Raw genomic sequence first — 24,946 nt, 5'->3', positions numbered from 1 at the left:
CGCGCCGATTAAGGCAAAATGAGGAAAGGCCGTGACAGCGGCGGGATTTTGGTGCAATCAGAGGGAATATGACCTCGGTGGCTGGGCCCCGCCTGTAGCGAAAAGCCCGATTCCTGCACAAACAGACACCAGGCTCATATGCTCAATCCCATGACCGGCCCCCGCCACGTCCGCGATCTGCGCCCCGCCCCGGCGCCTGCGGCACCCCAGCGCCCGCTTGCCCCGCCCGATCCGCCGCCGCCCCAGCGCAAGCTGGTCCCGGTGGCGGCGACCGCCGCATTGCCCGCAGCCAAGCGCGTCTTCCTGATGCTGCAGGGCCCGCACGGCCCGTTCTTCGACCGCGTCGGCCGGCTTTTGCGCGCCACCGGCGCCCAGGTCTGGCGCGTCGGCTTCAACGCCGGCGATGAGTTCTTCTGGTCCGACGCGTCCCGGTTCATCCGCCACGGCACCGGGCCCGAGGACTGGCCAGACCACCTGGACCGCATCGTCACCGAAAAGGGCGTGACCGACATCGTGCTTTACGGCGACGTGCGCCCGGTCCATGCCGCCGCGCGCGAGGCGGCGCGGCGCCACGACCTGGTGCTGCATGTCTTCGAGGAAGGCTATCTGCGCCCGTTCTGGATCACCTATGAGCGCGGCGGCTCGAACGGGCATTCGGCGCTGATGCGCATCCCCCTGCGCGAGATGCGCAATGCGCTGCGCAACCGCATCGCCGAGATGCACCGCCCGCCGGCGCGCTGGGGCGACATGCGCCAGCACAAGTTCTATGGCGCGCTCTATCACTTCCTGGTGCTGGTGGCGAACCGCCGCTATCCCGGCTACCGCACCCACCGCCAGATCGGCGTGTTCCAGGAATTCCGGCTGAACCTGCGCCGCTTCGTGCTGACGCCCTTCGACGCGCTGGCCCGCATGCGCGAGGCGGGGGCGGTGCGGCGCGGCGGCTTGCCCTATGTGCTGGTGCTGATGCAGCTCGAGCACGATTCGAACTTCGTCGCCCATTCGCCCTATGCCCGCATGGCCGATTTCACCGACGAGCTGCTGACCGAATTCGCCCGCTCGGCGCCGCGCCACCACCATATCGTCTTCAAGGCGCATCCGCTCGAGGACGGGCGCGGCGGCATCCGCCAGGCCATCCTGGACCGCGCCCTGGCGCTGGGCATCGCCGAGCGGGTGCATTTCGTGCGCGGCGGCAAGCTGGCGCGGCTGCTGAACCAGGCGCGGGCGGCGGTCACGGTCAATTCGACCGCGGCGCAGCAGGCGCTGTGGCGCGGCCTGCCGGTCAAGGCGATGGGGCGCGCGGTCTTCGACAAGCCCGGCCTGGTCTCGGACCAGAGCCTGGCGGAATTCCTGCACGATCCGCGCCCGCCCAAGGCGGCGGCCTATCGCCGCTATCGCGACTTCCTGCTGGAAAGCAGCCAGGTGCCGGGGGGCTATTACGCCGCCCGCTCGCGCGCCCATGCGCTGCGCATCGTCGTCGACATGATGCTGGCGCCCGAGGATCCCTATCAGGCGCTTTTCGCCGGACGTGGCAAATATCGGCAACAGATGCTCGACAAGGACGAGTGAAGCGCCCAAAGAACATGGAAAACCCGGGCCCGCTGGGCTAACGTGCCAGCAAAAGACCGCGGCGATCCGGGAATCGCGCGAGTGGACAGGAGTGACAGTTTGAGCGAAGTCAGTTTTTCAGCCCATGTGGGTGGTCCGGCCGCGCCTCGGTCCGGCGTTCTCGGCGCGCGCCTGGCGCGGATGGCGGTGCTTGGCGCGCTGCTGCTGGTGTCGGCCTGCGGCCTGCCGCGTTCGGGGCCGACCAAGGGCCAGATCATCTCGGGCTCGGTGGACAAGGGCGGCAGCACCCATATCGTGCATGTGGACGACCGGGTGAACCGCGCCGCCAGCTTCTCGCCCGCCTACGGCTTCTCGTCGGATTTCCGCGCCGCCGGCCAGGTCGGCGCCGACGAGGTGCGTCCGGGCGACGTGCTGGGCCTGCAGATCTGGGAAAACGTCGATGACGGGCTGCTGGCCTCGATGGGGCAAAGCTCGACCGCGCTGACCGAGCTTCAGGTGGACAGCCAGGGCTATATCTTCGTGCCCTATGCCGGCCGCATCCGCGCCGCCGGCAACAGCCCGGACGAGCTGCGCCGCATCATCACCCAGAAGCTGGAAAGCCAGACCCCCGACCCGCAGGTCATGGTGACGCGCGTCGCCGGCGACGGCGCCACCGTCTCGGTCATGGGCAAGGTGAACGCCCAGGGCGTCTTCCCGATCGAGCGGCCGACGCGGACGCTGTCCTCGATGCTGTCCAAGGCCGGCGGCGTCTCGATCGAGCCCGAGATCGCGGTGGTGACGGTGAAACGCGGCAATTCCAGCGGCAAGGTCTGGCTGCGCGACCTTTACTCCAACGCCCGCAACGACATCGCGCTGCGCCCCGGCGACGTGATCCTGGTCGAAGAGGACGAGCGCAGCTTCACCGCGCTCGGCGCGCTGGGCGGCCAGACCAAGGTGCCCTTGGGCAACGAACAGATCAACGCCATCGAGGCGGTGGCCATGGTCGGCGGGCTCAACACCACGCTGGCCGATCCCAAGGGCGTGTTCGTGCTGCGCGACGAGCCGCCGGCGGTGGCCCGCGCCGTGCTGGGCCGCGGCGACATCCAGGGCAGCCAGCGCGTCGCCTATGTGCTGGACCTGACCAGGCCCGACGGCATGTTCCTGGCGCGCGATTTCGTCATCCGCGACGGCGACACCGTCTATGTGACCGAGGCGCCCTTCGTGCAATGGCGCAAGACCCTGCAGTCGATCCTGGGCACCGCGACCGAGGTCGGCTCGGTAGACAGCGCCTTCCGGTAAGGACGTGGAGCAGAACGACGATGCCGCCGGGGATTCCCGGCGGCTTTTCATATGCAGCGGCGGCTTCCTGACCCGGCCTCGCCTGCGCCGCATCCTGCATCTGGCCGGATGGTCGCCCCGCATCGGCCTGCCCGGCCCCGGCGATCACGTCGGCATCTGGGGCGACAGCCCGACCGCCTGGCGCGGCAAGGCGCTGGCCGCCCGCCGCGGCGCCCGGCTGGTGCGGGTCGAGGACGCCTTCCTGCGCTCGGTCCTGCCGGGACGGGCGCGCGGCGCGGTGGCGCGGCGCGGGCCCATCGGCCTGCTGGTCGACCCCGTCGGGCTGCATTTCGACGCCGAGGCGCCCTCGCTGATCGAAACGATGGTGCATGCGCCCGGCACCCAGGCGCAACAGCAACGCGCGCGACAGGGGATCGCGCGGCTGATCGCGGCCGACCTGTCGAAATACAACGCGCATCTGCCCCAGGTCGCGCCGCCCGCCGCCGGCTATGTGCTGGTCATCGACCAGACCCGCGGCGACGCCTCGCTGCGCGGGGCGGGCCGGGCGGATTTCCTGGCCATGCTGGAGGCGGCGCGCGACGAAAATCCCGGCCTGCCGCTGGTGGTCCGCAGCCATCCCGAGACCGCGCGCGGCCTGCGACCCGGCCATTTCAGCCCTGCCGACCTGCGCCGCGGCGAGGTCTTTTGCGACGGCGCGGTGTCGCCCTGGGCGCTGCTTGCGGGCGCGGCGCGGGTCTATGCCTGTTCCTCGCAGCTGGGATACGAGGCGATGCTGGCCGGCCACCGGCCGCGCATCTTCGGCCGTCCCTTCTATGCCGGCTGGGGCCTGACGGACGACCAGCACCCGATCCCGCGCCGCAGCCCGGCCAGCATCGAGCAGCTTTTCGCCGCCAGCCACCTGCTGGCGCCGGTCTGGTATGATCCCTGCCGCGACCGGCTGACGGATTTCGAGGGCGCGCTGGAACAGATCGAGGCCGAGGCCCGCGCCTGGCGCCAGGACAATGCCGGCCATCGCGCGCATGGCATCCGGCTGTGGAAACGCCCGTTCATGGCGCGGTTCTTCGGCAGCGGCCGGGGGGTGCGCTTTGTCGCGAAACCGGGACCGGGCGTGACCATGGCCTGGGCAGGCCGCGCCGATCAGGTGCCCGGCGCGCTGCGGGTCGAGGACGGATTCCTGCGCTCGCGCGGGCTGGGGGCGGCGCTGGTCCCGCCCCTGTCGCTGGTCGCCGACGACCTGGGCATCTATTACGACCCCGGCCGCGAAAGCCGGTTCGAGCGGCTGATGGCCGAACCCCTGCCCCCCGGCGGGCGGGACCGCGCCCTGCGCCTGGCCCGGCTGCTGGTCGAGGCCGGGATCACCAAATACAACCTGTCCGGCGGGCCGCCCGACCTGCCGCCCGGCCGTCGCATCCTGGTGCCGGGCCAGGTCGAGGACGATGCCTCGATCCGCCTGGGCGCGGGAGCCGAGCGCACCAACCTGGCCCTGCTGGAGCGCACGCGGGCCGAGAATCCCGATGCTGTGCTGGTCTACAAGCCGCATCCCGATGTCGAGGCCGGGTTGCGCCCCGGCCTGGTCGCCCCGGCCGATCTGGAACGGCTGGCCGATGTGGTCGCCCGCAACGCGGCCGCCGATGCGCTGATGGGCCGGGTGGACGCGGTCTGGACCATGACCTCGACCCTGGGGTTCGAGGCGCTGTTGCGCGGCCTGCCCGTCACCACGCTGGGCGCGCCCTTCTATGCCGGCTGGGGGCTGACGCGCGACCTGGGGCCGGTGCCGGCGCGGCGGCAGGTGCGGGCGGACCTGGCGCTGCTGGTCCATGCCGCGCTGATCGCCTATCCACGCTATTTCGACCCGGTGAGCCACCTGCCCTGCCCGCCCGAGCTCGCCGTCGAACGGCTGCGCGATCCGGGATTCGGCGCGGGCGGCCCGGCGCTACGGCTGCTGTCCAAGGCGCAGGGCCTGCTGGCGGGCCACGCCTGGCTCTGGCGGCGCTAGGCCGCGACCGATTGATTAACGCTCCACCGCATCATCGCGCAGCCAGCGATGCAGGACGTCGGGGCCGATCCGGCGCGTCTCGGCCAGCCGGAAGCGCGGCGCATCGGCCAGGCGCCCCAGCCCCAGCGCGCCGATCCCGGCGCGGCCGTCGCCGCCCAGCACCACCCCGGCGCTATAGCCGATCAGCTGGTCCACCAGCCCCGCGCGCAAAAGGCTGGCCGCCAGCACCCCGCCGCCTTCGCAAAGGACACGGGTCAGGCCACGGACGCCCAGTTCGGCCATGACATCCTCGGGGCGGCCGGCGAGCTGCCACAGCGGGCCATGCTCCGGCCCCTCATCCGGCAGGTCGGGCAAGGGGCGCGACGAGACCACGATCCGCACCGGCTGCCGCACCGGGCCGAAGCCGCGCACGTTCAGCCCCGGCCGGTCGGCGCGCGCCGTCTCGCCGCCGACCATCACCGCGTCATGGCCCAGACGCAGGGCATGGACATGGCGGCGGGCCTCGGCCCCGGTGATCCACTGGCTTTCGCCCGAGGCGGTGGCGATGCGGCCGTCGAAGCTGGCGCCCAGCTTCAGCGTCAGCATCGGCCGGCCACGCTGGATGCGGCTGAGGAAACCGCGCTGCACCGCGCGGGCCTCGGCCTCGCAGATGCCTTCGATTACCTCGATGCCGGCCGCGCGCAGGATGGCATGGCCGCGGCCGGCCACGCGCGGGTCGGGATCGGTCATGGCGGTGACGACGCGGGCGATGCCGGTGCGGACCAGCGCCTCGGCGCAGGGCGGGGTCTTGCCGTGATGGGCGCAGGGCTCCAGCGTGACATAGGCGGTGGCGCCGCGCGCCGCCGCGCCGGCCTGGGCCAGCGCCATGACCTCGGCATGGGGGCGGCCGCCGGGCTGGGTCCAGCCGCGCCCGACCACCGCGCCGTCGCGCAGCAGGACGCAGCCCACCGCCGGATTGGGCCAGACATTGCCCAGGCCGCGCCGCGCCAGCGCCAGCGCGTGGCGCATGTGGCGGCGGTCGGTCACTCCTCGACCGTCTGCGGGCGCAGCTCGGACACGAACTTGTCGAAATCGTCCGCCGCCTGGAAGTTCTTGTAGACGCTGGCGAAGCGGACATAGGAAACGGTGTCGATCCGGGCCAGCGTCTCCATCACGATCTCGCCGATGACCTTCGAGGGGATGTCGGTGTCGCCCATGCTTTCCAGCCGGCGCACGATGCCCGAGATCATCTGGTCGATGCGCTCGGGGTCGATCGGGCGCTTCTGCATGGCGATGCGGATCGAGCGCTCCAGCTTGGCGCGGTCGAAATCCTCGCGCCTTCCGCTGGACTTGACCACGACCAGGTCGCGCAGCTGCACCCGCTCATAGGTGGTGAAGCGGCCGCCGCAGGCCGGGCAGAAGCGGCGTCGGCGGATCGCCACGTTGTCTTCGGCCGGACGCGAATCCTTGACCTGCGTATCGACATTTCCACAGAAAGGACAGCGCATCCCTTGTTCCCCCAAAGCCCCGGACCCCTGCCAGTATAGGCAAGCCCAAACCGCTTGGGTAGTGCGTTGAGCGCCCTACAAGATCGGCGATGCGCGGGCTGGGCGGACTGACGCTGCGGCAATTGCGCAAGCGGGCGGGGATGCGGCGGAAATCCGGCACTGGCGTCTCGACAGGCCGTCCGGTCGCATGCAACATTCGCCCCGTCATCGGCCGCCCAGGAACAGGCCGATCAACGCGGAGGAACCCATGAAGACAACCAACCAGTTCGGCCGGCGCGCCTTTCTGACCCGCGCCACGGTTGGCGGCGCGACCGCAGCGGCCGGGGCTGCGCTTGCCGCGCCCGCCATCGCGCAAGAGATGCCCGAGGTGAAATGGCGGCTGACCTCGGCCTTCCCGAAATCGCTGGACACCATCTATGGCGGCGCCGAGGTTCTGTCGAAATACCTGTCCGAGGCCACCGGCGGCAAGTTCCAGATCCAGGTCTTTGCCGGCGGCGAGATCGTGCCCGGCCTGCAGGCCCAGGACGCCGTCACCGACGGCACCGTCGAGGCCTGCCATACGGTCGGCTATTACAGCTGGGGCAAGGATCCGACCTTCGCGCTGGGTTCGGCCGTGCCCTTCGCGCTGTCGGCGCGGGCCATGAACGCCTGGCAATACCACGGCGGCGGCATCGATCTTTACAACGAATTCCTGGCCACCCATAACATCTTCGGCCTGCCGGGCGGCAATACCGGCGTGCAGATGGGCGGCTGGTTCCGCAAGGAAATCAACGCCGTGGCCGATCTGCAGGGCCTGAAGATCCGTGTCGGCGGCTTTGCCGGCAAGGTGCTGGAGCGGCTGGGCGCGGTGCCGCAGCAGATCGCCGGCGGCGACATCTATCCGGCGCTGGAAAAGGGCACCATCGACGCCTCGGAATGGGTCGGCCCCTATGACGACCTGAAGCTGGGCTTCTTCAAGGTCGCGCCCTATTATTACTATCCCGGCTGGTGGGAAGGCGGCCCGACCGTGCATTTCTTCTTTGCCAAGGACAAATACGAGGCGCTGCCCGAGAACTACAAGTCGCTTCTGCACACCGCGTGCCGGGCGGTCGATGCCGACATGCTGCAGAAATACGACCACCTGAACCCCACGGCTCTGAAGGAGCTGGTGGCCTCGGGGGCGCAGTTGCGCCCGTTCAGCGCCGAGATCCTGGACGCCTGCTACAAGGCCGCGAACGAGGTCTATGCCGAACTGGAAGCCTCGAACGCGCCGTTCAAGAAGATCTGGGAATCGATCAAGGGGGCGCGGGGCGACTGGTATCTCTACAACCAGACCGCCGAATATACCTATGATACCTTCATGATGATCCAGCAGCGCAACGGCACGCTCTGATCCGTCGCAAGCCTGCAATCGGGCCGCCGCGAGCGATCGCGGCGGCCCTTTTCGTTGCGGGGCGCGGGGGGCGAAGGCGGGCGGGAAACCCGCCCAGCCCGATCAGTTCCCCGCCGGCTGTTGCGGGGCGGTCAGGCCCGGCGGCGGGCCTGACAGCGCCCCCAGCCCGTCCTGCGGCGCGGCGGGGGCCGGGGCCGGGGCGGTCGCCCCATCCGCCGGCGCGGCCGGCGCAGCGGGGGTGCCGAAGTTCGGCGCCCCGCCCAGGCCGCCCGGCGCGGGAATGCCGCCCGGCGCAGCGGTTCCGGGCGCGGCCGGCTGGCCGAAGGGATCGCCCAGCCCGCCGAGGCCGCCAAGGCCGCCCAGCCCGCCGCCCGAGGGGATCTCGATCCTGACGTTCGAGGTATCGACCGGCGCGCCCTTGTAGTGCATGACCAGTCCGGGGAAGGTCATGACGATGGCGACCATGACCAGCTGGATGCAGACATAGGGCACCGCGCCCCAATAGATCTGCCCGGTGGTCACCGGCTGCATCATCTGCCCCGTCACCTTGTCGCGATAGGGCGATTTCGGCGCCACCGAGCGCAGGAAGAACAGCGAGAAGCCGAAGGGCGGGTGCATGAAGCTGGTCTGCATGTTCACCCCCAGCAGCACGCCGAACCAGATCAGGTCGATGCCCATCGCCTGCGCCGCCGGCGCCAGCAGCGGCACGATGATGAACGCCAGCTCGAAGAAGTCGAGGAAGAAGGCCAGCAAAAAGACCAGCACCGACACCGCGATCAGGAAGCCGTATTCGCCGCCGGGCAGCGAGGTCAGCAGATGCTCGACCCAGATATGCCCGTTCACGCCGTAGAAGGTCAGCGAGAAGACCCGCGCCCCGATCAGGATGAACATGACGAAGGCCGACAGCCGCGTCGTCGCCAGAAGCGCCTGGCGGATCACGTCATAGCTGAGCCGCCCCTTGACCCCGGCCAGCAGCAGCGCGCCGACCGCACCCATGGCGCCGCCCTCGGTGGGGGTGGCGATGCCCAGGAAGATCGTGCCCAGCACCAGGAAGATCAGCGCCAGCGGCGGGATCAGCACGATGACGACCTGCTGCGCCAGCCGCGACATCAGGTTGATCTTCAACGCCCGGTCCAGCAGCGCCAGCACATAGATCACGATCACCGCCAGCGAGGGGGCGAGGATGTCGGCATCCTTGCCATGGGTCGGGTAGAGCCAGCGGAAGGCCAGCCAGGCCATGCCCACGGTCAGCGCCAGCGCCACCAGCAGCGAGGTGACGCCCGAGCCCAGCGTCCGCGCCTCTTTCGGCAGGGCCGGCAGGCTGTTCGGCCGGATGAACGACATGACGAAGATATAGAGCATGTAGATCCCGGTCAGCACCAGGCCGGGGATCAGCGCGCCCTTGTACATGTCGCCCACCGAACGGCCGAGCTGGTCGGCCAGCACGATCAGCACCAGCGAGGGCGGGATGATCTGCGCCAGCGTCCCCGAGGCCGCGATGGTGCCCGAGGCGATGCGCCGGTCATAGCCATAGCGCAGCATGATCGGCAGCGAGATCAGCCCCATGGCGATGACCGAGGCCGCGACCACGCCGGTCGTCGCCGCCAGCAGCGCGCCGACGATGATCACCGCATAGGCCAGGCCGCCGCGGATCGGACCGAAAAGCTGGCCGACCGTGTCCAGCAGGTCCTCGGCCATGCCGGATTTCTCCAGCACGATGCCCATGAAGGTGAAGAAGGGGATGGCCAGCAATGTCTCGTTCGACATCACCCCCCATAACCGCTCGGGCATGGCGTTCAGCAGGGGCCAGCTGAGGTTGATGTTGCCACCCGACAGCGGTGCCAGTTCGACGCCGATGACGAAGAACAAAAGCCCGTTCGCCGCCAGCGCGAAAGCCACCGGATAACCGAAGAGCAGGAAGATCACCAGCGAGGCGAACATGATCGGCGCCATGTTCTGCGCGATGAAGATCATCATTTGCGGGACTCCCCGTCCTTCGTCTCATCCTCGATCGCGGCCGTCATCTCGCGCACCATGATCTCGCCCTCCATGGCGGCGGCCTCATGGGCCGAGACGAAGGGGTTGGGATCCTCGATGATGCCGCGCATGACGGCGATCTTCTTGATGATCTCGGAAATGCCCTGGAAGAACAGCATGACGAAGCCGGCCAGCAGCAGCATCTTGGCCGGCCACAGCACCAGCCCGCCGGCATTGGTCGAGACCTCGCCGCGGTAGTAGGAGCGCATCGCCCAGGGGTAGAGATACCAGATCATCAGCGTGACGAAGGGCATCAGGAAGAACACATGCCCGATCAGGTCGATCCAGTGCTGGCGGCGGCGGCGCCACATGCCATAGATGATGTCGATGCGGATATGCTCGTTCTCCTTCAGCGTATAGGCCGCGGCGCCCAGGAAGGCGGCGCCATAGAGATACCATTGCAACTCCAGCCAGGCATTGGACGAGGTGTTCAGCACCTTGCGGATGACCGCATTCCCAGCGCTGACCAGCACGGCGACCAGGATCAGCCAGCTTGCGCCGCGGCCGATGACCGAATTGACGCGGTCGATGCCGCGAGAAAGCCCCAGCAGGGCACCCATATGAAAAACCTCCCCAAAACAATGGCCGCCCCTTGCCGTGGCGGCGGCGGATAATCCCCACCTTTCATGTAGCCGTTTGGTATGAGTGAAGTGCAAAAACCCGTCAAGAAAAAGGCGATGCGACGTAACGGCGCTTAGGCAAGGGCGGCCAGCGCCACCAGCCCGGCCGTCTCGCCCGCCTGTTGCATGGCGCCCAGCACGTCGCCGGTCTGCCCGCCAAGCGCCCGCAGGGCCCGGCGCGCCAGCCAAAGCTGCGCCGCCGCCACCGCCGCGGCCAGCACCAGCCAGCCCGCCGCCGGATGCGGCAGGCCAAGCGCCGGCAGCATCAGCGCGGCAAACCCCAGCGCCAGGGCGGCGAGCATCGCGCCGCGCGTCGGCCGCCCCGCCGCATGGCCCAGCCCGTCGTGGCGCGCAGGCGGCATCAGCCCCAGCCCCAGCGCCATCCCCGCGCGCGAGGCCGCCGCCAGCCCGGCCACGGCCGCCGCGGCCAGCCAGGGCTGGGCGACCAGCGCCGCAATCGCCGCCACGCGCAGTCCCGTGACCAGGACCAGCGCCAGCACGCCATAGCTGCCGATGCGGGAATCGCGCATGATCTCCAGCCGGCGCTCACGGGTCGCGCCGCCGCTGCCATCGGCGCAATCGGCCAGCCCGTCCTCGTGCAGCGCGCCGGTGGCAAGGATCATGGCGCCGACCGCCAGAAGCGCCGCGACCATCCCCGGCAGCCCGGCAAGGGCCGCCAGCCCCAGCACGGCGGCACCGATGAACCCCACGGCAAGCCCCACCAGCGGAAAGGCCCAGGCCGCCTGCGCCAGCGTCGGCGGCGAGGCGGGCAGAAGCCGCCCCACGGGCAGCCGGGTCAGCCAGACCAGCGCCAGCGCCGCCTGCGCCAGAAGCCTAGCCAATCCCGGCCTCGGCAAAGGTGGCCATGCCGTTGTGGCATTCCAGCGCCGCGCGCAGGATCATCAGCGCCACCGCCGCGCCCGAGCCCTCGCCCAGCCGCATGTCCAGCGTCACCACCGGCTTCTTCTGCATCACCGCGACCAGCCGGCGGTGGCCCGGCTCGGCGCTTTCATGGCCGATCAGGCAATGGTCCAGCGCGTTGCGGTCGTTGACCAGCAACACGCCCGCCGCCGCCGAGCAGATGAACCCGTCCAGGATCACCGGGATGCCCAGCTCGCGCGCGCGGATCACCGCGCCGCAGATCGCCGCCTGCTCGCGCCCGCCATAGGAGCCCAGGATCGAGGCCGCCGTCGCCGCGCCCTTGTGCCGCTTGAGCCCGGCCTCGACGGCGGCGATCTTGCGGGCCAGCACCTCGTCGTCGGCGCCGGTGCCGGGGCCGACCCAATCCTCGGCCGTGCCGCCGAAGGTCGCCGCCGCCAGCGCCGCCGCGACGGTGGAATTGCCGATCCCCATCTCACCCAGCAGGATCACGTCGGCCTGCGCGTCCACGGCGTTCTTGCCGGTCTGGATGGCGGCGACCAGGTCGTCGACCTCCATCGCCATACCTTGGGTGAAATCGCCGGTCGGCCGGTCCAGGTCCAGCGCGATCACCTGCAATTCAGCGCCGGAGAGCCGGCAAAGCTGGTTGATCGCCGCGCCGCCCTGGCGGAAATTCTCGACCATCTGGGCGGTGACTTCGACCGGGAAGGGGTTCACGCCCTGCTGGGTGACGCCGTGATTGCCGGCAAAGACCAGCGCCTGCGCGCGCTCGATCCGCGGGCGCTCGCGCCCCTGCCAGCCGGCCATGAACACCGCCAGTTCCTCGAGCCGGCCCAGAGAGCCGGCGGGCTTGGTCAGCTGGTCCTGGCGGTCGCGGGCGGCGGCGGCGGCGGATTGATCGAACTCTTTCACGATGTCCCTCTTTGCGGTTTGAGGCGCAGCGGCAGGCCGCTGACGGCCATCCAGACCTCGTCGGCGATCCCGGCCACGGCCTGGTTCATCCAGCCATGCTCGTCCCGAAAGCGGCGGGCAAGCGCGTTTTCGGGCACGATGCCCAATCCCAGCTCGTTCGTCACCACGACCACCGGGCTTTTCTGTGCATCCAGCGCCCGGCAAAGCGCGCGGACATGCGGGCCGGGCTGGCCCTCGGCCATGACGTTGGACAGCCACAGCGTCAGGCAATCGACCAGCCGCACCCCCTGCCCGTCGGTGCGCGCCAGCGCGCCGGCCAGGTTGCGCGGCTCTTCGATCGAGCGCCAGCCGTCGTTGCCGCGCCGGTCGCGGTGCAAGCCGATGCGCTGCGCCATCTCGTCGTCCCAGGCCTCGGCCGTGGCGATATAGATGCGCCCGCCCTCATGGCCGGCGGCGATGGATTCGGCCAGGGCGGACTTGCCCGAGCGGGCGCCGCCAGTGACCAGGGTGATGCGCGGGTGCTTGCTCATGAAGCTGTTGTTTCACAAGGCCGGGCGCTGCGAAAGCCGGAAAACGCCGCGGCTGTCTTACAGGTTCCGGTTGCCTGCCGGGCCGCGGCCGGCGCAGCATGCGGCCATGAAGATCGACCCGATTCGCGAAACCACCGACGAGGCCCGCGCCCTTGCCCGGCAATTGCTGGAGGGCGCGCGCCATGCCAGCCTGGGCACGCTCGACCCCGATACGGGGGTGCCGCTGGTCACGCGCATCGCGCTGCAGACCGATGCGGATGGCGCGCCGCTTGCGCTGCTTTCGGGGCTTGCTGCGCATACGCGGGCGCTGGCGGCCGATCCGCGCGCCGGGCTGCTGATTGCGGCCGAGACCGCCAGGGGCGACGCCATGACCCATGCCCGCCTGTCGATCCTTGGCCGTGCCGCGCCCGTCGCGCCGGACGAGGGACGCCGCGCCCGCTGGCTGGCACGCGATCCCAAGGCCAAGGTCTATCTGGACCTGCCGGATTTCCGCTTCTGGCGCATCGAGCCGGTCTCGGCCTTGCTGAACGCGGGCTTCGGCCAAGCGTTCCGGCTGCTGCCGCCGGACATGCTGAAACCCCCGGCGGAATGATCCGCCGAGGGCAAAGGCCGGCATAAGGGGGGCGTCAGTCGGGGTTGTCCATGCGCAGCCGCAGGCTGACCGAGCCGCGCACCGCCGCGCCCCAGTTCAGCGCAACCTGTTGCCGCGTGGTTCCCAGCGCGGTCTGCACCCAGGGCATCTCGGACACGCGGGCATTGGCGGCATTGGTGATCTGGCTGGTGGCGATGATGGACTGGACGTTGCGCACCCAGCCGTTGAAGGGCAGCGCCTGGTCCACCGTCACCAGCCAGCGGTTCGAGGCGCTGGCCTGGTTATGCGCCACGTCGACCGGGTTGGCGACATAGCTGTTCACGCCGTTGAACATGTTGCCCTGGAACTGGATGTTGCGCATGCGCTGATAGTTCATGTCGGCGAATGTGGTGTCCACCTTCTCGATCCGGGCGATCTTGTTGAACAGCGACTTGAACACATTGCCCATCACCGCCAGCCCGTGGATGAAATGGCCGCTGCCATAGGGCTTGACCACCAGCCAGTTGAACCCCAGCGTCGTGTTCGAGGCCAGGAAGGTGTTGCCGGTGACGGTCAGCCCGCCAAAGGAATATTCCTCGCCGTCGAAATTCGGATAGGGGTCATGCTCGTTCGTCCATTCGATCGAGCAATTGTCGATATAGTTCCCGGTCACGGTCGCCTGCAGGTTGGTCTGGGTCAGCACCAGCCCGCCGAAGCGCACGCCGTTCTGGGCATTGTCGCCCTGGAACCAGTGATTGCCCTCGATCATGTGGCCGCCGCCGTTCATCACCGCGAAATGCGCGAAGCGGATGAAGCGGCTGTGGCGGATCTTGGCGTCGTTGTTGTTGACGTTCAGCGCGACGGTGGTGCGGTTCTGCGCCAGGTCGCCCATCTCGTTGGACAGGAATTCGCAGCGGTCCACCAGCATCCCCTGGCAGGACGAGCCGATCGAGGTGATGCCGCGATCCCTGGGCCGGGTGAAGTAGCAGTCGCGGAAACAGTTCATGTTGCCGGTCTTGGCCAGCATGACGCCGCTGGCATTGCCCTCCAGCAGGAATTCGATGTCGTCGAAGTTGAAGCGGCTCAGATGCTCCATCCCCGAGAAATCGAAGGCATAGCGATAGCGGCTGAAGGTATAGTTGCGCGTGCCCGCCCCGCCGTAAAGCGGCTGCGACAGCGTCAGCGTCCCGGCGGCGACGTTCCGGGCCAGGACATAGACCTCGCGGCCGACGCCGTTGCCGATGACGCGGGCGCCGACCTCGATATTGGCGATGTTGGCGACGGCCGAAAGCACCTGGGGCTGCGCCGGGTCGTAGGTCGCGGCCGATGTCGCCGCCCGCGTATCCCAGGCCGGGCCGGGCACGATGCTGACCTGGCCATTGGCGATGACGCGGCGGTTGGCAAAGCTGGTCATGCCCGGCACCGCGTCCGAAATGCTGATCGGCTCGGCCAGATGCACGTTGCGGCCGCAAAGGTCCAGCACCGCATGGTCGGTAAAGCCCAGCAGCGCCTGCAGCGCCCGCTTCATCCCCTCGGTCTCGTCGCCGAAGGCCGCGGCATAGGTCGGAAAGTCGAAGCTGCGCGTCAGCGACAGCCGCGCCGTGCGCGGCATGGCCAGCGTGCCGACGAAACGGACCGGCGAGGACAGGCTCAGGTCCGAGCCGATGCGATAGCTGCCCTCGGGCACCAGCACCTGCCGCCCGGCCGCGGCCTGGTCGGCGGCGAGGAAGGCGCCGCGGTCGTCGGTGGTCCCGTCGCCCATGGCGCCGAAATCGCGCACATCGACCCAGTCCAGCATCCCCGGCACGAAGGCGGCGGTCACGTCCTCGATCACGATGCTCTCGATGCGGATCGAGCCGTTGTTGTCCCCGGTCAGGTCCAACCCGAAATGGCCAAAGGCGGCGCTGCGTCCCCAGGCCATGTCCACGCCCTCGCGCCGGCCGGTGCCGACGATGGCCGAGACCTCGACCACCTGCCCATAGCCCGGCAGCGTGACCGCAGGGCCGGTCTGCGGCACGCCCGCCACGTTGTTGCCCGCGGCATTGCCGGCGAAGGCGGCGATGCGCACCTGCGGCAGGTTGCCCGCGATGGCCTTGACCCTGGCCGCGATGCGCAGATAGCTGCCGGGATTGATCGGCGTGCGCTGCATGTAGCGGATCTGCGTCACCGCATCTTGCTTGAGGATTTCCAGGCAGCTGCCGAAATCCTCGTCCGCCGGCACGATGGCCGCATTCGCCACCCCCGCCCAGGTCGGCGATCCCGCCCTGCCATCCGTCCGGGACCACTGATCCAGGCCCAGCCGGAAGGCGCGCGGCATCAACGACTGGTTGCCGATAATCGCAATGGTCATGCCAATTCTCCCCTAATCCAGAACGTGCGAGGCGGTTGCCCGCGCGGTCCGGTAGGAATCTGGCAATCTCGCGTTAACGGGTCGTTAACCATGCGCGCGCGGCAACGAGGCCGCGCGCAACAGGGAATTCCCGTTCTGGTTCAGGCGGTTGGTTCGGAAACCAGCTCGCCGGCCAGCGCCCGCTCGATCAGGGCGCGGGTTTCGGCCACGCCGTAAAGCGCGATGAAGCCGCCGAAGCGCGGCCCCTGGTCGGCGCCCAGCAACACCTGGTAGAGCGCCTGGAACCAGTCCTTCATCGGCTCGAACCCGTGTTCGCGGCCGATGGCAAAGACCATGGTCTGCAGGGCCTCGGCATCGGCGGGCTGGCTCCATGCCGCCAGCCGCCCGGCCAGATCCTCCAGCGCCCGGCGCTCGATTTCCGTGGGGGCGCGGAAGCTGCGGGTCGGCGCCACGAAATCGTTGAAATAGCGCACCGCGAAGGCGGCGGCCTGGTCCAGCGTCGGATGGGTCTCGGGGCTGGCCTCGGGCGCATAGCGGCGGATGAAGCCCCAGAGCCCCTCCTTGTCCTTGGCGCCGGCCACCGAAGCGAGGTTCAACAGCATCTGGAACGGCACCACCATGTCCGAGGCCGGAACCGCGCCGCCATGGATGTGCCAGACCGGGTTGGCCAGCTGCTGCTCGACCGTCTGGTCGGGATAGGCGCGCAGCTGCTGGTGGTATTCGTCCACCGCCTTGGGGATGACGTCGAAATACATCCGCTTCGCCGTCTTGGGCTTCTGGAACATGAAATAGGACAGGCTCTCGGTCGCGGCATAGGTCAGCCATTCGTCGATCGACAGCCCGTTGCCCTTGGACTTGCTGATCTTCTGCCCGTGCTGGTCCAAAAACAGCTCATAGGTGAAATGCTCGGGCGGCCGCCCGCCCAGGATCTTGCAGATGCCGTCATAGATCGGGGTGTTGGTGGAGTGATCCTTGCCATACATCTCGAAATCCACGTCCAGCGCCGCCCAGCGGGCGCCGAAATCCGGCTTCCATTGCAGCTTCACATGGCCGCCGGTGACGGGCAGCGTCAGTTCCTCGCCGTCCTCGTCGTCGAAGGTGACGGTGCCGGCCTTGGCGTCGACATGCTTGATCGGCACGTAAAGCACCTTGCCCGACTTGGGACTGATCGGCAGGAAGCAGGAATAGGTCTGCTGGCGCTCTTCGCGCAAGGATGCCAGCATGACCTCCATGATGGCGTCATAGCGTTCCGCGGCCAGCAGCAGCGTCGCGTCGAACTGGCCGGACTTGTAGAACTCGGTCGCGCTGATGAATTCGTATTCGAAGCCGAAGGTGTCCAGGAACCGGCGCAGCATGGCGTTGTTGTGCCCGCCGAAGCTGTCGTATTCGCCGAAGGGATCGGGCACCGTGGTCAGGGGCTCTTGCAGGTGCCGGCGCAGCATCTCTTGCTGGGGCACGTTGTCGGGCACCTTGCGCATGCCGTCCATGTCGTCCGAAAAGCAGAACAGCCGCGTCGGGATGTCCGAGATGATCTCGAAGGCGCGGCGGATCATGGTCGTGCGCGCCACCTCGCCGAAGGTGCCGATATGCGGCAGGCCCGAGGGGCCGTAGCCGGTCTCGAACAGGACATAGCCCTTTTCGGGATCCTTCTTCTCGTAGCGTTTCAGCACGCGGCGGGCCTCCTCGAAGGGCCAGGCCTTGGATTTCATCGCGGCGTCACGCAGGGCGGTCATTTTCGGGTCTCCATTGGGTCGAGACTTCCCCGTATTGAAACGGCGCCGGATGGTCAATAATTACCCCCGGAAACGCAAGGAGAAATGCTATGCCCGACAGCCTGCCCTCGTTCTCGCCCTGCGACGCGCTGGTCGCGGTCATGGTGGCGGTCTCGGCCTCGGACCAGAACCCGCGCACCGCCGAGCTGGTCGCCATCGAGCGGGCGGTGAACCACACGCCGGTCTTTGCCGCCTATGACATCGACCGCGTCCGTGCCGTGTCGCAGACGGTGGTGACGCTCTTCGAGGAAGAGGACGGGCTGGACGCGCTTTTCGGCCTGGTGCGCGAGGCGCTGCCGGAAAAGATGTTCGACACCGCCTATGTCCTGGCCTGCGACGTCGCCGCCTCGGACGGCCGCCTGGGCGAGATCGAGGCCGAGATGCTGGCCGAGATCCGCGACCAGCTGGAGATCGACCGCCTGCACGCCGCCGCCATCGAGCTCGCCGCCCGCGCCCGCCATCGCGTGCTTTGAAGCGCCCCGGCGGTTTCGCGGCCGCATGGGTATTTGGACAACGAAGAAGTCAGAGGCTGGCGACCCAGCCCTCGACCAGCGCCTGCTGAAGGCGTTTGGAGCGCCTGGTCCAGCCGATGACGCCCTCGGGCAGTTCCTGGCCCTGGCTGGCGGCGCGGCGCGGCTCGTCGCCGGTCAGGATGGCAAAGGCCAGCTCGCGCCCGCCGGGGCCCTGGGCGTAGCCGGCAAGGTTCGAGACGAAGTTCAGCGTCCCGGTCTTGGCCTCGATGGCGATGTCGCTGTCCTTGCGCTTGCCGCCCGCGTCCTTCAGCGGGATCGGCTTCAGCAACCCGCGCAGGCCGCGCGCCCGTCCCGGCCCGGCCATCAGCCCGGCCAGCATGCGCGCATCGGCACGGTTCGCGGGCGAGAGGCCGGAATGGTCGTGGAAGACGAAATCGCCGCCGACCCCCTGCCCGCGCAGCCAGTCCGCCATCGCCGCGGCCGAGGCCGCCACGTCGCCCGCACGGCTGGCGGCCAGCCCGATCGCCTCGGCGGTCAGGTTGGTCGAATATTCCAGCATGCCCTGGACGATCTCGCGCAGGGGCGGGCTGTCGTGGCGGGCGATCCCGGCCCCTTCGGGCAGGATCTCGATCACCTCGGGATCGGGCAGCGCCAGGCCGCGGGCGCGGCACAGCGTCTGGAACACGTCGCCCGCATAAAGCTCGGGGCGGCGGACGGGCAGCCAGCGGCTGCCGGACTTGCCCAGGCCGCGCCGGGCGATGGTCCAGCTTTCCAGCTTGCCCGCCTCGTAGGTAAAGAGCGGCAGCCCCCGGTCCACCGCCGCGATCGCGGCGGTATAGGCCCTGGGCGACAGCTTGCGGCCCCGCGCCTGCAAGGACAGCCGATAGCCCGCCTCGCCCTGCCGCCAGTCCAGATGCACCCGGTTGAAGTTCAGGATCATCCCCGAGATCGAGGGGTTGTAGGGCAGATGCTCGTCCTGCGCCGGGTCCAGCCGGCCGATGCGCGGCAGCGCCCCGCCCCAGACGGCAAAGGCGGTGGGCGCCGGGCGGCCGGCGGCCTTTTCGTCGGCGACCGCGGCCGCGGCCAGTTCGTCCAGCGCATCGGTGTCCAGCAGCGGATCGCCGCCGCCCGCCAGGATCAGCGTGTTGCCGGCGCGGATGACCCTGGTCGTGAAGCAATGCCCCTCGCCCAGCCGGTCCAGCGCGTAAAGCGCCGTCACCGCCTTGAGCGTGCTGGCCGGGGCCATGGGCCGGTCGGCCTGGCGCTGGGCGAGCATCCGGCCCGAGGCCGGGTCGATCACCGCAAAGGCCACCGCCCCGCCAAGCCCGGCCGCAGCGATCAGCGCCTCGGCGTCGAAGCCCGCGGGGCGCGCGGCCGGCCTTTGCTGGGCCGGCGCCATGCGGGGGGCCAGCGCCAGCAGCCCCAGCCCCGCCACGAAGCCACGCCGCGTCCATCCGTTCATGCGCGTCCTTTCGGCCCCAGCGCGCGGATGGCGCTGGAACTCAGCTTGTTCAGCGGCAGGTTTATCATCACCCAGGCCGGCGGCCCAGACCGGGCGAGTTCACGCGCCCGCGACTCGGGCAGGCGCGCGCGCCACAGCAGCCGCGCCGCGCGCGAGAATCGCGCCGGCATCCGCCAGCCCGGCCGGGCGATCACGCCGATCGGCACCCGCGCCGCGATGTCGCGCCAACGATCCCAGCGGTCGAACTGGACCAGGTTGTCCGCCCCCATCAGCCAGACGAAGCGCACGCCGGGGTAAAGCCGCTGCAGCGCGGCGATGGTGTCGCGGGTCATGCGGGTGCCGAGCCGGGCCTCGATGCCGGTGATCTCGACCCTGGGGTCGCGCATGAGGTGCCGCGCGCGGTCGATGCGCTGCGCCAGCGGCGCCGGCCCGTGCGGCTTCAGCGGATTGCCGGGGCTGACCAGCCACCAGATCCGGTCGAGGCCGAAGCGACGCAGCGCCTCCTGCGTGATATGGACATGGCCTTCATGCGCGGGATCGAAGGAACCGCCCAGAAGGCCCACGGCCATGCCCGGCCGCGCGATGGGAAAGCCGGCGCGCATCGGCTAGAACAGGCCCTGCACATGGCCGTCGCCGTCCAGCCCCACGCGCAGCGCCGCGGGGTCGCGCGGCAGGCCGGGCATGGTCATGATGTCGCCGCAGATCGCCACCACGAAGCCGGCGCCGGCCGACAGCCGCACCTCGCGCACCGGGATGGTAAAGCCCTCGGGCGCGCCAAGCGCCGAAGGGTTGGCGGAAAAGGAATATTGCGTCTTGGCCATGCAGACCGGCAGATGGCCGTGCCCGGCCCGCTCCCATTCCTCGAGCCGCTCGAGGATATGCGGCAGGAACTCGATCTGGCCGGCGCGATAGACCTGGCGGCAGATGGTCTCGATCTTCTCGGCCAGGGGCATCTCGTCGGGATAGAGCGGCGCGAAATCCGCCCCGCCCTCGGCCAGCGCGACCACGGCGCGGGCCAGATCCTCGGCCCCCCTGCCGCCCTCGGCCCAGTGCCGGCACAGCACGGCCTGAACGCCATGCCCGCGGCAATGATCGGCAAGCGCCGCGATCTCGGCCTCGGTATCGCCGGCGAAATGGTTGATCGCCACCACCACCGGCAGGCCGAAGCGGCGCAGGTTCTCGATATGCCGGCCCAGGTTCGCGCAGCCGGCCCGCAGCGCCGCGACATTCTCGGCCCCCAGGTCGGCGCGGGCCACGCCGCCGTTCATCTTGAGCGCCCGCACCGTCGCCACCAGCACCGCCGCGTCGGGTTGCAGCCCGGCCAGCCGGCATTTGATGTTCAGGAACTTCTCGGCCCCCAGGTCGGCGCCGAAGCCCGCCTCGGTCACGACATAGTCCGACAGCGCCAGCGCCGTGCGCGTCGCCATGACCGAGTTGCAGCCATGCGCGATATTGGCGAAGGGCCCGCCATGGACCAGCGCCGGGTTGTTCTCCAGCGTCTGCACCAGGTTCGGCTGCAAGGCATCGCGCAGCAGCACCGTCATCGCGCCCTCGGCACCCAGGTCATGCGCAGTCACCGGCCGGCGGTCGAAGGTCTGGCCGATGACGATGCGGCCCAGCCGCGCCTGCAAATCGGCCAGGTCCGAGGCCAGGCACAGGATCGCCATCACCTCGGAGGCGACGGTGATGTCGAAGCCGCATTCGCGCGGCACGCCGTTGGCCGGCCCGCCAAGTGCCACCACCACCTGCCGCAGCACCCGGTCGTTCATGTCCATGACCCGGCGCCATGTCACCCGGCGCGGGTCGATGCGCAGCGCGTTGCCCCAGTGGATATGGTTGTCGATCATCGCCGCCAGCAGGTTGTGCGCGCTGGTCACGGCATGGAAATCGCCGGTGAAATGCAGGTTCATGTCTTCCATCGGCACGATCTGCGCATGACCGCCGCCCGCCGCCCCGCCCTTCATGCCGAAATTCGGCCCCAGCGAGGCTTCGCGGATGCAGACCGTCGCGCGCTTGCCGATGCGGTTCAGCGCGTCGCCCAGGCCCACGGTGGTCGTGGTCTTGCCTTCGCCCGCCGGGGTCGGGTTGATCGCAGTGACCAGGATCAGCCGGCCCTGCGGCCGCCCGGCCAGCCCGGCGATGGCCTCATGCGCGATCTTGGCCTTGTCGCGGCCATAGGGCAGGAAATCGGCCTCGGCCAGGCCCAGGCGGCCGGCGATCTGCGCGATGGGCAGCTTTTGCGCCTCGCGGGCGATCTGGATGTCCGATTTCATGATCCCTCCTCGGTCTGCGGCCGACAGTTGAGCGGCTGGGGCCCGCCAAGGCAAGCCCCCGCACGCCCTAGCCCAGCCCGAGGCGTGTCCGCAACGGCGGCAGCCAGGTTTCCCGCCGCATCCAGGCCGCCGAGATGGCCCAGAAGGTCACCACCAGCCAGATGTCGATGGCCAGCCGGGTCCAGATATTCGCCGCGCCGGGCGGCACGGTCATGTCCAGCGCATCGCCCCAGATCGACAGCATCACGCAGACGATGAAGGAAAGCAGCCCGCCGCGGCCGATCTCGGCCAGCGCCTCGCCCGGCACGGTGGCGGCCATCCAGGCAAAGGGCCGCGCCAGGGGCACCGCCACCATCCAGCTTGCCGCAAGAATGGCGGTGAAGCGCATGAAATCCAACGACCATTTGTCGATTCCGCCGGTGATCTGGCGCAGGAACTGGCTGACGGGCTTGGCGGGTGCGCCGATCTTCCAGGCGATCACGATGGTCAGCCCGAAGAGCAGCACCCCCACCGAGATCCAGGTCAGCAGCGCCGAATAGCGCCGCAGGACCGGCATGACCCGCTCGCGGAAGGCACCCATGGCGACGCCGGCAAAGAACAGGAGCTGCCAGCCGAAGGGGTTGAACAGCAGCCCCGGCCCCGGCCGCTGGTTGGGGATCAGCGCGTTCAGCGGCTGGGCAAAGACCCAGACCAGCACCGAAACCGCCATGGCTAGCCAGGGCCAGCGCAACAGGAAGGGCACCGTCACCGGCACGGTGGCGATCAGCAGCACGTAAAGCGCCAGCACGTCCAGCAGGTTCGGCTGCATCCACATCAGCGCCACGGTGGCGACATAGCCGATGGGATGTTCGATGATCCAGCGCGCATATTGGAACCAGACCGCGGTATGGTTCATGTGCAGTTGGAACAGCAGCGCCGAGAACAGCGCCAGCAGGATCGCGCCGGCGATCAGCGCCAGCCAGACCTGCGCCGCGCGGCGCAGGAAGCGGATCTGCGCGGCGCGCCGGCCCTCGCGCGCCTCGACCTTGACCCAGACCATGCCGACCAGGAAGCCCGACAGCAGCACGAACAGCTCGGCCGCGTCGAAGACGGCGAAATTGGTCAGCGTCAGGTTGCGCAGCACCCCGATCGGCATGTGGTCCAGCATGATGCAGACCAGCGCATAGCCGCGCAGCATGTCCAAAGCGGCGATGCGTTTCATTGCGGCAACTTCGCGAAGGCTTCGATCAGCGCGCGGTTCTCGATCAGCGCCAGTTGCTCGGCCGGGCCCAGGAAGCGCAGCGCCTGCGCCTGCGAGGCGGCATGGCCGATCTTGGCTTCGGCCGAGATGGCGTCGAGCCGCTCTTCGACCGGGCCGCGCGGCGCGGCGGGCAGCAGCGCCAGGATGCGCGCGCGCAACGCCGCATCGCGCCCCAGCGCCTCCAGCCCCCCGCGCGGCAGGCCGCCGGCAATGCGGAAGTCCAGGACGTTGGCGGCGGTCAGCACCTCGGGGGGCTGGCGCTCCTCGGGGGTGACCAGCAGGCCCTGGCGGCGCGCCCAGCGGCCAAAGACCGGGCTGGCCGACCAGCGCGAGGTCAGGGGCGACAGGATCAGCCCGGCCAGGATCGGCGACAGCCAGACCAGCTGCCAGGGCGACAGGAAGGCCAGCACCACCAGCGTCGCGACCCCCAGGACGACATGCAGCGCATGGCGGCGCAGCACGACGTGCCAGGGCGGCATCTGGCCGGCGCGGACCTGCGCCTCCCAGCCGGAATCGCGGCCGCGCAGGATCTCGATGATCTGCCGGGTCTGGATCAGCATCTGCACCGGCGCGATCAGCGCGGAAAGCACGATCTCGAACATGGCCGAGGCCAGAAGCCGCACGTTGCCGCCCGAATCCTTGGCCAGCGGCCGCAGCCAGGCGCGGAAGATGGCGATGAACTTGGGCACCAGCAGGAAGGACATGGCGGCGATGAACAGCCACAGCATCCGCACCGGGTCGAAGGTCGGCCAGGTCGGGAACAGCTGGTAGGTCTGCGGGAAATAATCCGGCCGCGACAGCAGCACATTGGCCGACAGCGCCAGCCCGACCAGGATCAGCATCAGCCAGATCGGCGACATCAGGAAGCCCAGGATGCCGATGACGAAATGCGCCCGGCTGATCCAGGCGAAGCCGCGCGAAAATATCAGCCGCGCATGCTGCAGGTTGCCCTGCGCCCAGCGGCGCTCGCGCACGGCCATGTCCAGCAGCGTGGGCGGGCAGCCCTCGAAGCTCTGGCGCAGGTCGTGGTCCAGCCGCACCTTCCAGCCGGCGCGGCGCAGAAGCGCGGCCTCGACGAAATCGTGGCTCAGGATGGTGCCGCCAAAGGGCGGCCTGCCCGGCAGTTCCGGCAACCCGCAGCATTGCGCGAAGGCGCCGACGCGGATGACGGCGTTGTGACCCCAGAAATTGCCGCTGTCTCCCGACCAGGCGGCGACGCCGCGGGCGACGGCCGGGCCATAGATGCGGCCGGCAAATTGCGTCAGCCGGGCGAAGATGGTCTGGCCGCCGACCAGCATCGGCATGGTCTGGATCAGCCCGACGGCCGGATCGGCGTTCATCCGCGCCGACAGCGCCTTGATCGTCGCCGCACCGACCACGCTGTCGGCGTCCAGCACCACCATCTGGTCATAGCGCCCGCCCCAGCGGCGCACGAAATCGCCGACATTGCCCGCCTTGCGCCCCTTGTTGAAGCTGCGGCGCCGATACCAGACCGGCACCGGCGAGATGTCGCGCAGCCGGCTGATCGCCGCCATCTCCTCGAATACGGCCTGCGGCTCGTAGCTGTCCGACAGCACGAAGATCTCGGCCCGCTCGCCCAGGCCCTCGCGGTAGAGGTCGCGCGCCAGCGCCGCCAGAAGGCCAGCCGTCGCCGCCGCGTTCTCGTGATAGACCGGCATGACCACGGCAAGGCGCGCCTGGTTCGGCCCCTCCGGGTTGCGCAGCCGCCGCGCGAAGATCCCCGAGACCATCGAGGTAAAGGAAAACCCGACCCAGGTGAAGGTCAGCGCGAACAGCACCAGCAGCACCGATTGCAGCCAGGTCATGTTCGTGCCGAAGGTCAGCATCATCTGCCGCCAGCCCAGCCAGGCGATCGCCGCCGCGCCGCCAAAGGCGGTCAGCCGCGCCGCGATCGTGCCCAGGCCCGGCCAGCGGCTGTCCGGCCCCAGGGGCGGGCGGGCACGGAAATCCTGCTCGGGCATGTCCAGCGGCGCTTCGGGCGGCGTCGCCGGGCCTTCGGATTGCGGCAGGTCCAGCGCCTCCCAGCCCTCTTCCGCGGACAGAGGCAGGGGACGGTTCTGGCTGGCCGGATGCCCGCCCGGCTGGCTGTGGGTCGCGCCCATGTCGG

At 69.4% G+C, this 24,946-nt stretch carries 20 protein-coding genes; 6 read left to right on the top strand and 14 right to left on the bottom strand.

Features of this window, described 5'->3' with window-relative positions:
• Positions 1-150: 150 nt before the first annotated feature.
• The 3 genes from KF941_RS03560 to KF941_RS03550 all read left to right on the top strand — a co-directional run bounded on the left by KF941_RS03560 (position 151) and on the right by KF941_RS03550 (position 4,840).
• The gene (locus KF941_RS03560; RefSeq protein ID WP_214272563.1) at positions 151-1,566 is read left to right on the top strand and encodes a capsule biosynthesis protein CapA; all 1,416 of its coding nucleotides are present in this window, start codon (positions 151-153) and stop codon (positions 1,564-1,566) included.
• 99 nt (positions 1,567-1,665) lie between these two features.
• A complete protein-coding gene (locus KF941_RS03555; RefSeq protein WP_240540206.1) occupies positions 1,666-2,844 on the top strand; it encodes a polysaccharide biosynthesis/export family protein in 1,179 nt (392 codons plus the stop codon).
• Positions 2,845-2,848: 4 nt separating this feature from the next.
• Positions 2,849-4,840, top strand: coding sequence for a capsular polysaccharide biosynthesis protein (locus KF941_RS03550; RefSeq protein ID WP_214272562.1), 1,992 nt, complete (start codon positions 2,849-2,851; stop codon positions 4,838-4,840).
• 15 nt (positions 4,841-4,855) lie between these two features.
• Here KF941_RS03550 and ribD read toward each other — a convergent pair whose 3' ends face one another.
• Positions 4,856-5,848: a bifunctional diaminohydroxyphosphoribosylaminopyrimidine deaminase/5-amino-6-(5-phosphoribosylamino)uracil reductase RibD gene (ribD, locus tag KF941_RS03545; RefSeq protein WP_214273637.1), complete on the bottom strand. Its 993-nt coding sequence runs from the start codon at positions 5,846-5,848 to the stop codon at positions 4,856-4,858.
• Positions 5,849-5,862: 14 nt separating this feature from the next.
• Entirely contained in the window at positions 5,863-6,327 is a 465-nt protein-coding gene (gene nrdR / locus KF941_RS03540) for a transcriptional regulator NrdR (RefSeq protein ID WP_036751029.1), read from the bottom strand.
• 247 nt (positions 6,328-6,574) lie between these two features.
• Here nrdR and KF941_RS03535 point away from each other — a divergent pair, with 247 nt between their 5' ends.
• A complete protein-coding gene (locus tag KF941_RS03535; RefSeq protein ID WP_114534724.1) occupies positions 6,575-7,699 on the top strand; it encodes a TRAP transporter substrate-binding protein in 1,125 nt (374 codons plus the stop codon).
• 102 nt (positions 7,700-7,801) lie between these two features.
• Here the strand turns inward: KF941_RS03535 and KF941_RS03530 are convergent, their stop codons facing one another.
• From KF941_RS03530 to cobU, 5 genes are all read right to left on the bottom strand, one after another.
• Positions 7,802-9,676 carry a TRAP transporter large permease subunit gene (locus KF941_RS03530; RefSeq protein ID WP_214272561.1) on the bottom strand — a complete coding sequence of 625 codons (1,875 nt, stop codon included), beginning with the start codon at positions 9,674-9,676 and terminating at the stop codon, positions 7,802-7,804.
• Complete coding sequence (locus tag KF941_RS03525; RefSeq protein WP_036751038.1) at positions 9,673-10,296, bottom strand: TRAP transporter small permease subunit; 624 nt, start codon at positions 10,294-10,296, stop codon at positions 9,673-9,675. The genes KF941_RS03530 and KF941_RS03525 overlap by 4 nt, the downstream gene beginning before the upstream one ends.
• 134 nt (positions 10,297-10,430) lie before the next feature.
• Positions 10,431-11,198: an adenosylcobinamide-GDP ribazoletransferase gene (gene cobS, locus KF941_RS03520; RefSeq protein WP_214272560.1), complete on the bottom strand. Its 768-nt coding sequence runs from the start codon at positions 11,196-11,198 to the stop codon at positions 10,431-10,433.
• Complete coding sequence (cobT, locus tag KF941_RS03515; protein WP_214272559.1) at positions 11,191-12,147, bottom strand: nicotinate-nucleotide--dimethylbenzimidazole phosphoribosyltransferase; 957 nt, start codon at positions 12,145-12,147, stop codon at positions 11,191-11,193. Before cobT ends, cobS begins: the two co-directional genes overlap by 8 nt.
• Positions 12,144-12,677 carry a bifunctional adenosylcobinamide kinase/adenosylcobinamide-phosphate guanylyltransferase gene (gene cobU / locus KF941_RS03510; protein ID WP_214272558.1) on the bottom strand — a complete coding sequence of 178 codons (534 nt, stop codon included), beginning with the start codon at positions 12,675-12,677 and terminating at the stop codon, positions 12,144-12,146. Before cobU ends, cobT begins: the two co-directional genes overlap by 4 nt.
• A 106-nt stretch (positions 12,678-12,783) precedes the next feature.
• Between cobU and KF941_RS03505 the strand changes: the two genes are divergently transcribed.
• Positions 12,784-13,269, top strand: coding sequence for a pyridoxamine 5'-phosphate oxidase family protein (locus KF941_RS03505; RefSeq protein ID WP_214272557.1), 486 nt, complete (start codon positions 12,784-12,786; stop codon positions 13,267-13,269).
• A gap of 34 nt (positions 13,270-13,303) precedes the next feature.
• Here KF941_RS03505 and KF941_RS03500 read toward each other — a convergent pair whose 3' ends face one another.
• Positions 13,304-15,598 (bottom strand): glycosyl hydrolase family 28-related protein, encoded by a 2,295-nt coding sequence (locus KF941_RS03500; RefSeq protein WP_214272556.1) that lies wholly within the window; start codon positions 15,596-15,598, stop codon positions 13,304-13,306.
• A gap of 140 nt (positions 15,599-15,738) precedes the next feature.
• Positions 15,739-17,331 (bottom strand): lysine--tRNA ligase, encoded by a 1,593-nt coding sequence (locus tag KF941_RS03495; RefSeq protein WP_036751050.1) that lies wholly within the window; start codon positions 17,329-17,331, stop codon positions 15,739-15,741.
• An 89-nt stretch (positions 17,332-17,420) separates the two neighbouring features.
• On the opposite strand from KF941_RS03495, the gene KF941_RS03490 reads away from it, so the two are divergent.
• Positions 17,421-17,843 carry a tellurite resistance TerB family protein gene (locus KF941_RS03490; RefSeq protein ID WP_036751052.1) on the top strand — a complete coding sequence of 141 codons (423 nt, stop codon included), beginning with the start codon at positions 17,421-17,423 and terminating at the stop codon, positions 17,841-17,843.
• Between the two features lie 49 nt (positions 17,844-17,892).
• On the opposite strand, the gene KF941_RS03485 is transcribed toward KF941_RS03490, so the two are convergent.
• From KF941_RS03485 to mdoH, 5 genes are all read right to left on the bottom strand, one after another.
• Positions 17,893-19,305 (bottom strand): D-alanyl-D-alanine carboxypeptidase, encoded by a 1,413-nt coding sequence (locus KF941_RS03485; protein WP_214272555.1) that lies wholly within the window; start codon positions 19,303-19,305, stop codon positions 17,893-17,895.
• On the bottom strand, positions 19,302-19,907 hold the full coding sequence (locus KF941_RS03480; RefSeq protein ID WP_036751058.1) for a nicotinate-nucleotide adenylyltransferase: 606 nt from the start codon (positions 19,905-19,907) through the stop codon (positions 19,302-19,304). Before KF941_RS03480 ends, KF941_RS03485 begins: the two co-directional genes overlap by 4 nt.
• A gap of 3 nt (positions 19,908-19,910) precedes the next feature.
• Positions 19,911-21,578 carry a formate--tetrahydrofolate ligase gene (locus tag KF941_RS03475; protein WP_214272554.1) on the bottom strand — a complete coding sequence of 556 codons (1,668 nt, stop codon included), beginning with the start codon at positions 21,576-21,578 and terminating at the stop codon, positions 19,911-19,913.
• 67 nt (positions 21,579-21,645) lie between these two features.
• Positions 21,646-22,779, bottom strand: coding sequence for an OpgC domain-containing protein (locus KF941_RS03470; protein ID WP_214272553.1), 1,134 nt, complete (start codon positions 22,777-22,779; stop codon positions 21,646-21,648).
• A complete protein-coding gene (mdoH, locus tag KF941_RS03465) occupies positions 22,776-24,941 on the bottom strand; it encodes a glucans biosynthesis glucosyltransferase MdoH (RefSeq protein WP_240540337.1) in 2,166 nt (721 codons plus the stop codon). The genes KF941_RS03470 and mdoH overlap by 4 nt, the downstream gene beginning before the upstream one ends.
• Positions 24,942-24,946 lie beyond the last annotated feature (5 nt).

The organism is Paracoccus sp. pheM1, from assembly GCF_018499825.1.
GTDB lineage: Bacteria > Pseudomonadota > Alphaproteobacteria > Rhodobacterales > Rhodobacteraceae > Paracoccus > Paracoccus versutus.
The sequence above is the reverse complement of the archived record's forward strand: the minus strand, read 5'-3'. Positions and strand labels throughout refer to the sequence as shown.

Excerpts from the sequence above, each read along its gene's own strand:
- KF941_RS03485 (WP_214272555.1), bottom strand. The coding sequence starts at position 19,305 with ATGAACGGATGGACGCGGCGTGGCTTCGTGGCGGGGCTGGGGCTGCTG.
- KF941_RS03475 (WP_214272554.1), bottom strand. The coding sequence starts at position 21,578 with ATGAAATCGGACATCCAGATCGCCCGCGAGGCGCAAAAGCTGCCCATC.
- KF941_RS03480 (WP_036751058.1), bottom strand. The coding sequence starts at position 19,907 with ATGCGCGCCGGCTTTCCCATCGCGCGGCCGGGCATGGCCGTGGGCCTT.
- KF941_RS03535 (WP_114534724.1), top strand. The coding sequence starts at position 6,575 with ATGAAGACAACCAACCAGTTCGGCCGGCGCGCCTTTCTGACCCGCGCC.
- KF941_RS03470 (WP_214272553.1), bottom strand. The coding sequence starts at position 22,779 with ATGAAACGCATCGCCGCTTTGGACATGCTGCGCGGCTATGCGCTGGTC.
- cobU (WP_214272558.1), bottom strand. The coding sequence starts at position 12,677 with ATGAGCAAGCACCCGCGCATCACCCTGGTCACTGGCGGCGCCCGCTCG.
- KF941_RS03530 (WP_214272561.1), bottom strand. The coding sequence starts at position 9,676 with ATGATGATCTTCATCGCGCAGAACATGGCGCCGATCATGTTCGCCTCG.
- KF941_RS03500 (WP_214272556.1), bottom strand. The coding sequence starts at position 15,598 with ATGACCATTGCGATTATCGGCAACCAGTCGTTGATGCCGCGCGCCTTC.
- KF941_RS03525 (WP_036751038.1), bottom strand. The coding sequence starts at position 10,296 with ATGGGTGCCCTGCTGGGGCTTTCTCGCGGCATCGACCGCGTCAATTCG.
- KF941_RS03490 (WP_036751052.1), top strand. The coding sequence starts at position 17,421 with ATGCCCGACAGCCTGCCCTCGTTCTCGCCCTGCGACGCGCTGGTCGCG.
- KF941_RS03495 (WP_036751050.1), bottom strand. The coding sequence starts at position 17,331 with ATGACCGCCCTGCGTGACGCCGCGATGAAATCCAAGGCCTGGCCCTTC.
- KF941_RS03505 (WP_214272557.1), top strand. The coding sequence starts at position 12,784 with ATGAAGATCGACCCGATTCGCGAAACCACCGACGAGGCCCGCGCCCTT.
- nrdR (WP_036751029.1), bottom strand. The coding sequence starts at position 6,327 with ATGCGCTGTCCTTTCTGTGGAAATGTCGATACGCAGGTCAAGGATTCG.
- mdoH (WP_240540337.1), bottom strand. The coding sequence starts at position 24,941 with ATGGGCGCGACCCACAGCCAGCCGGGCGGGCATCCGGCCAGCCAGAAC.
- KF941_RS03560 (WP_214272563.1), top strand. The coding sequence starts at position 151 with ATGACCGGCCCCCGCCACGTCCGCGATCTGCGCCCCGCCCCGGCGCCT.
- ribD (WP_214273637.1), bottom strand. The coding sequence starts at position 5,848 with ATGCGCCACGCGCTGGCGCTGGCGCGGCGCGGCCTGGGCAATGTCTGG.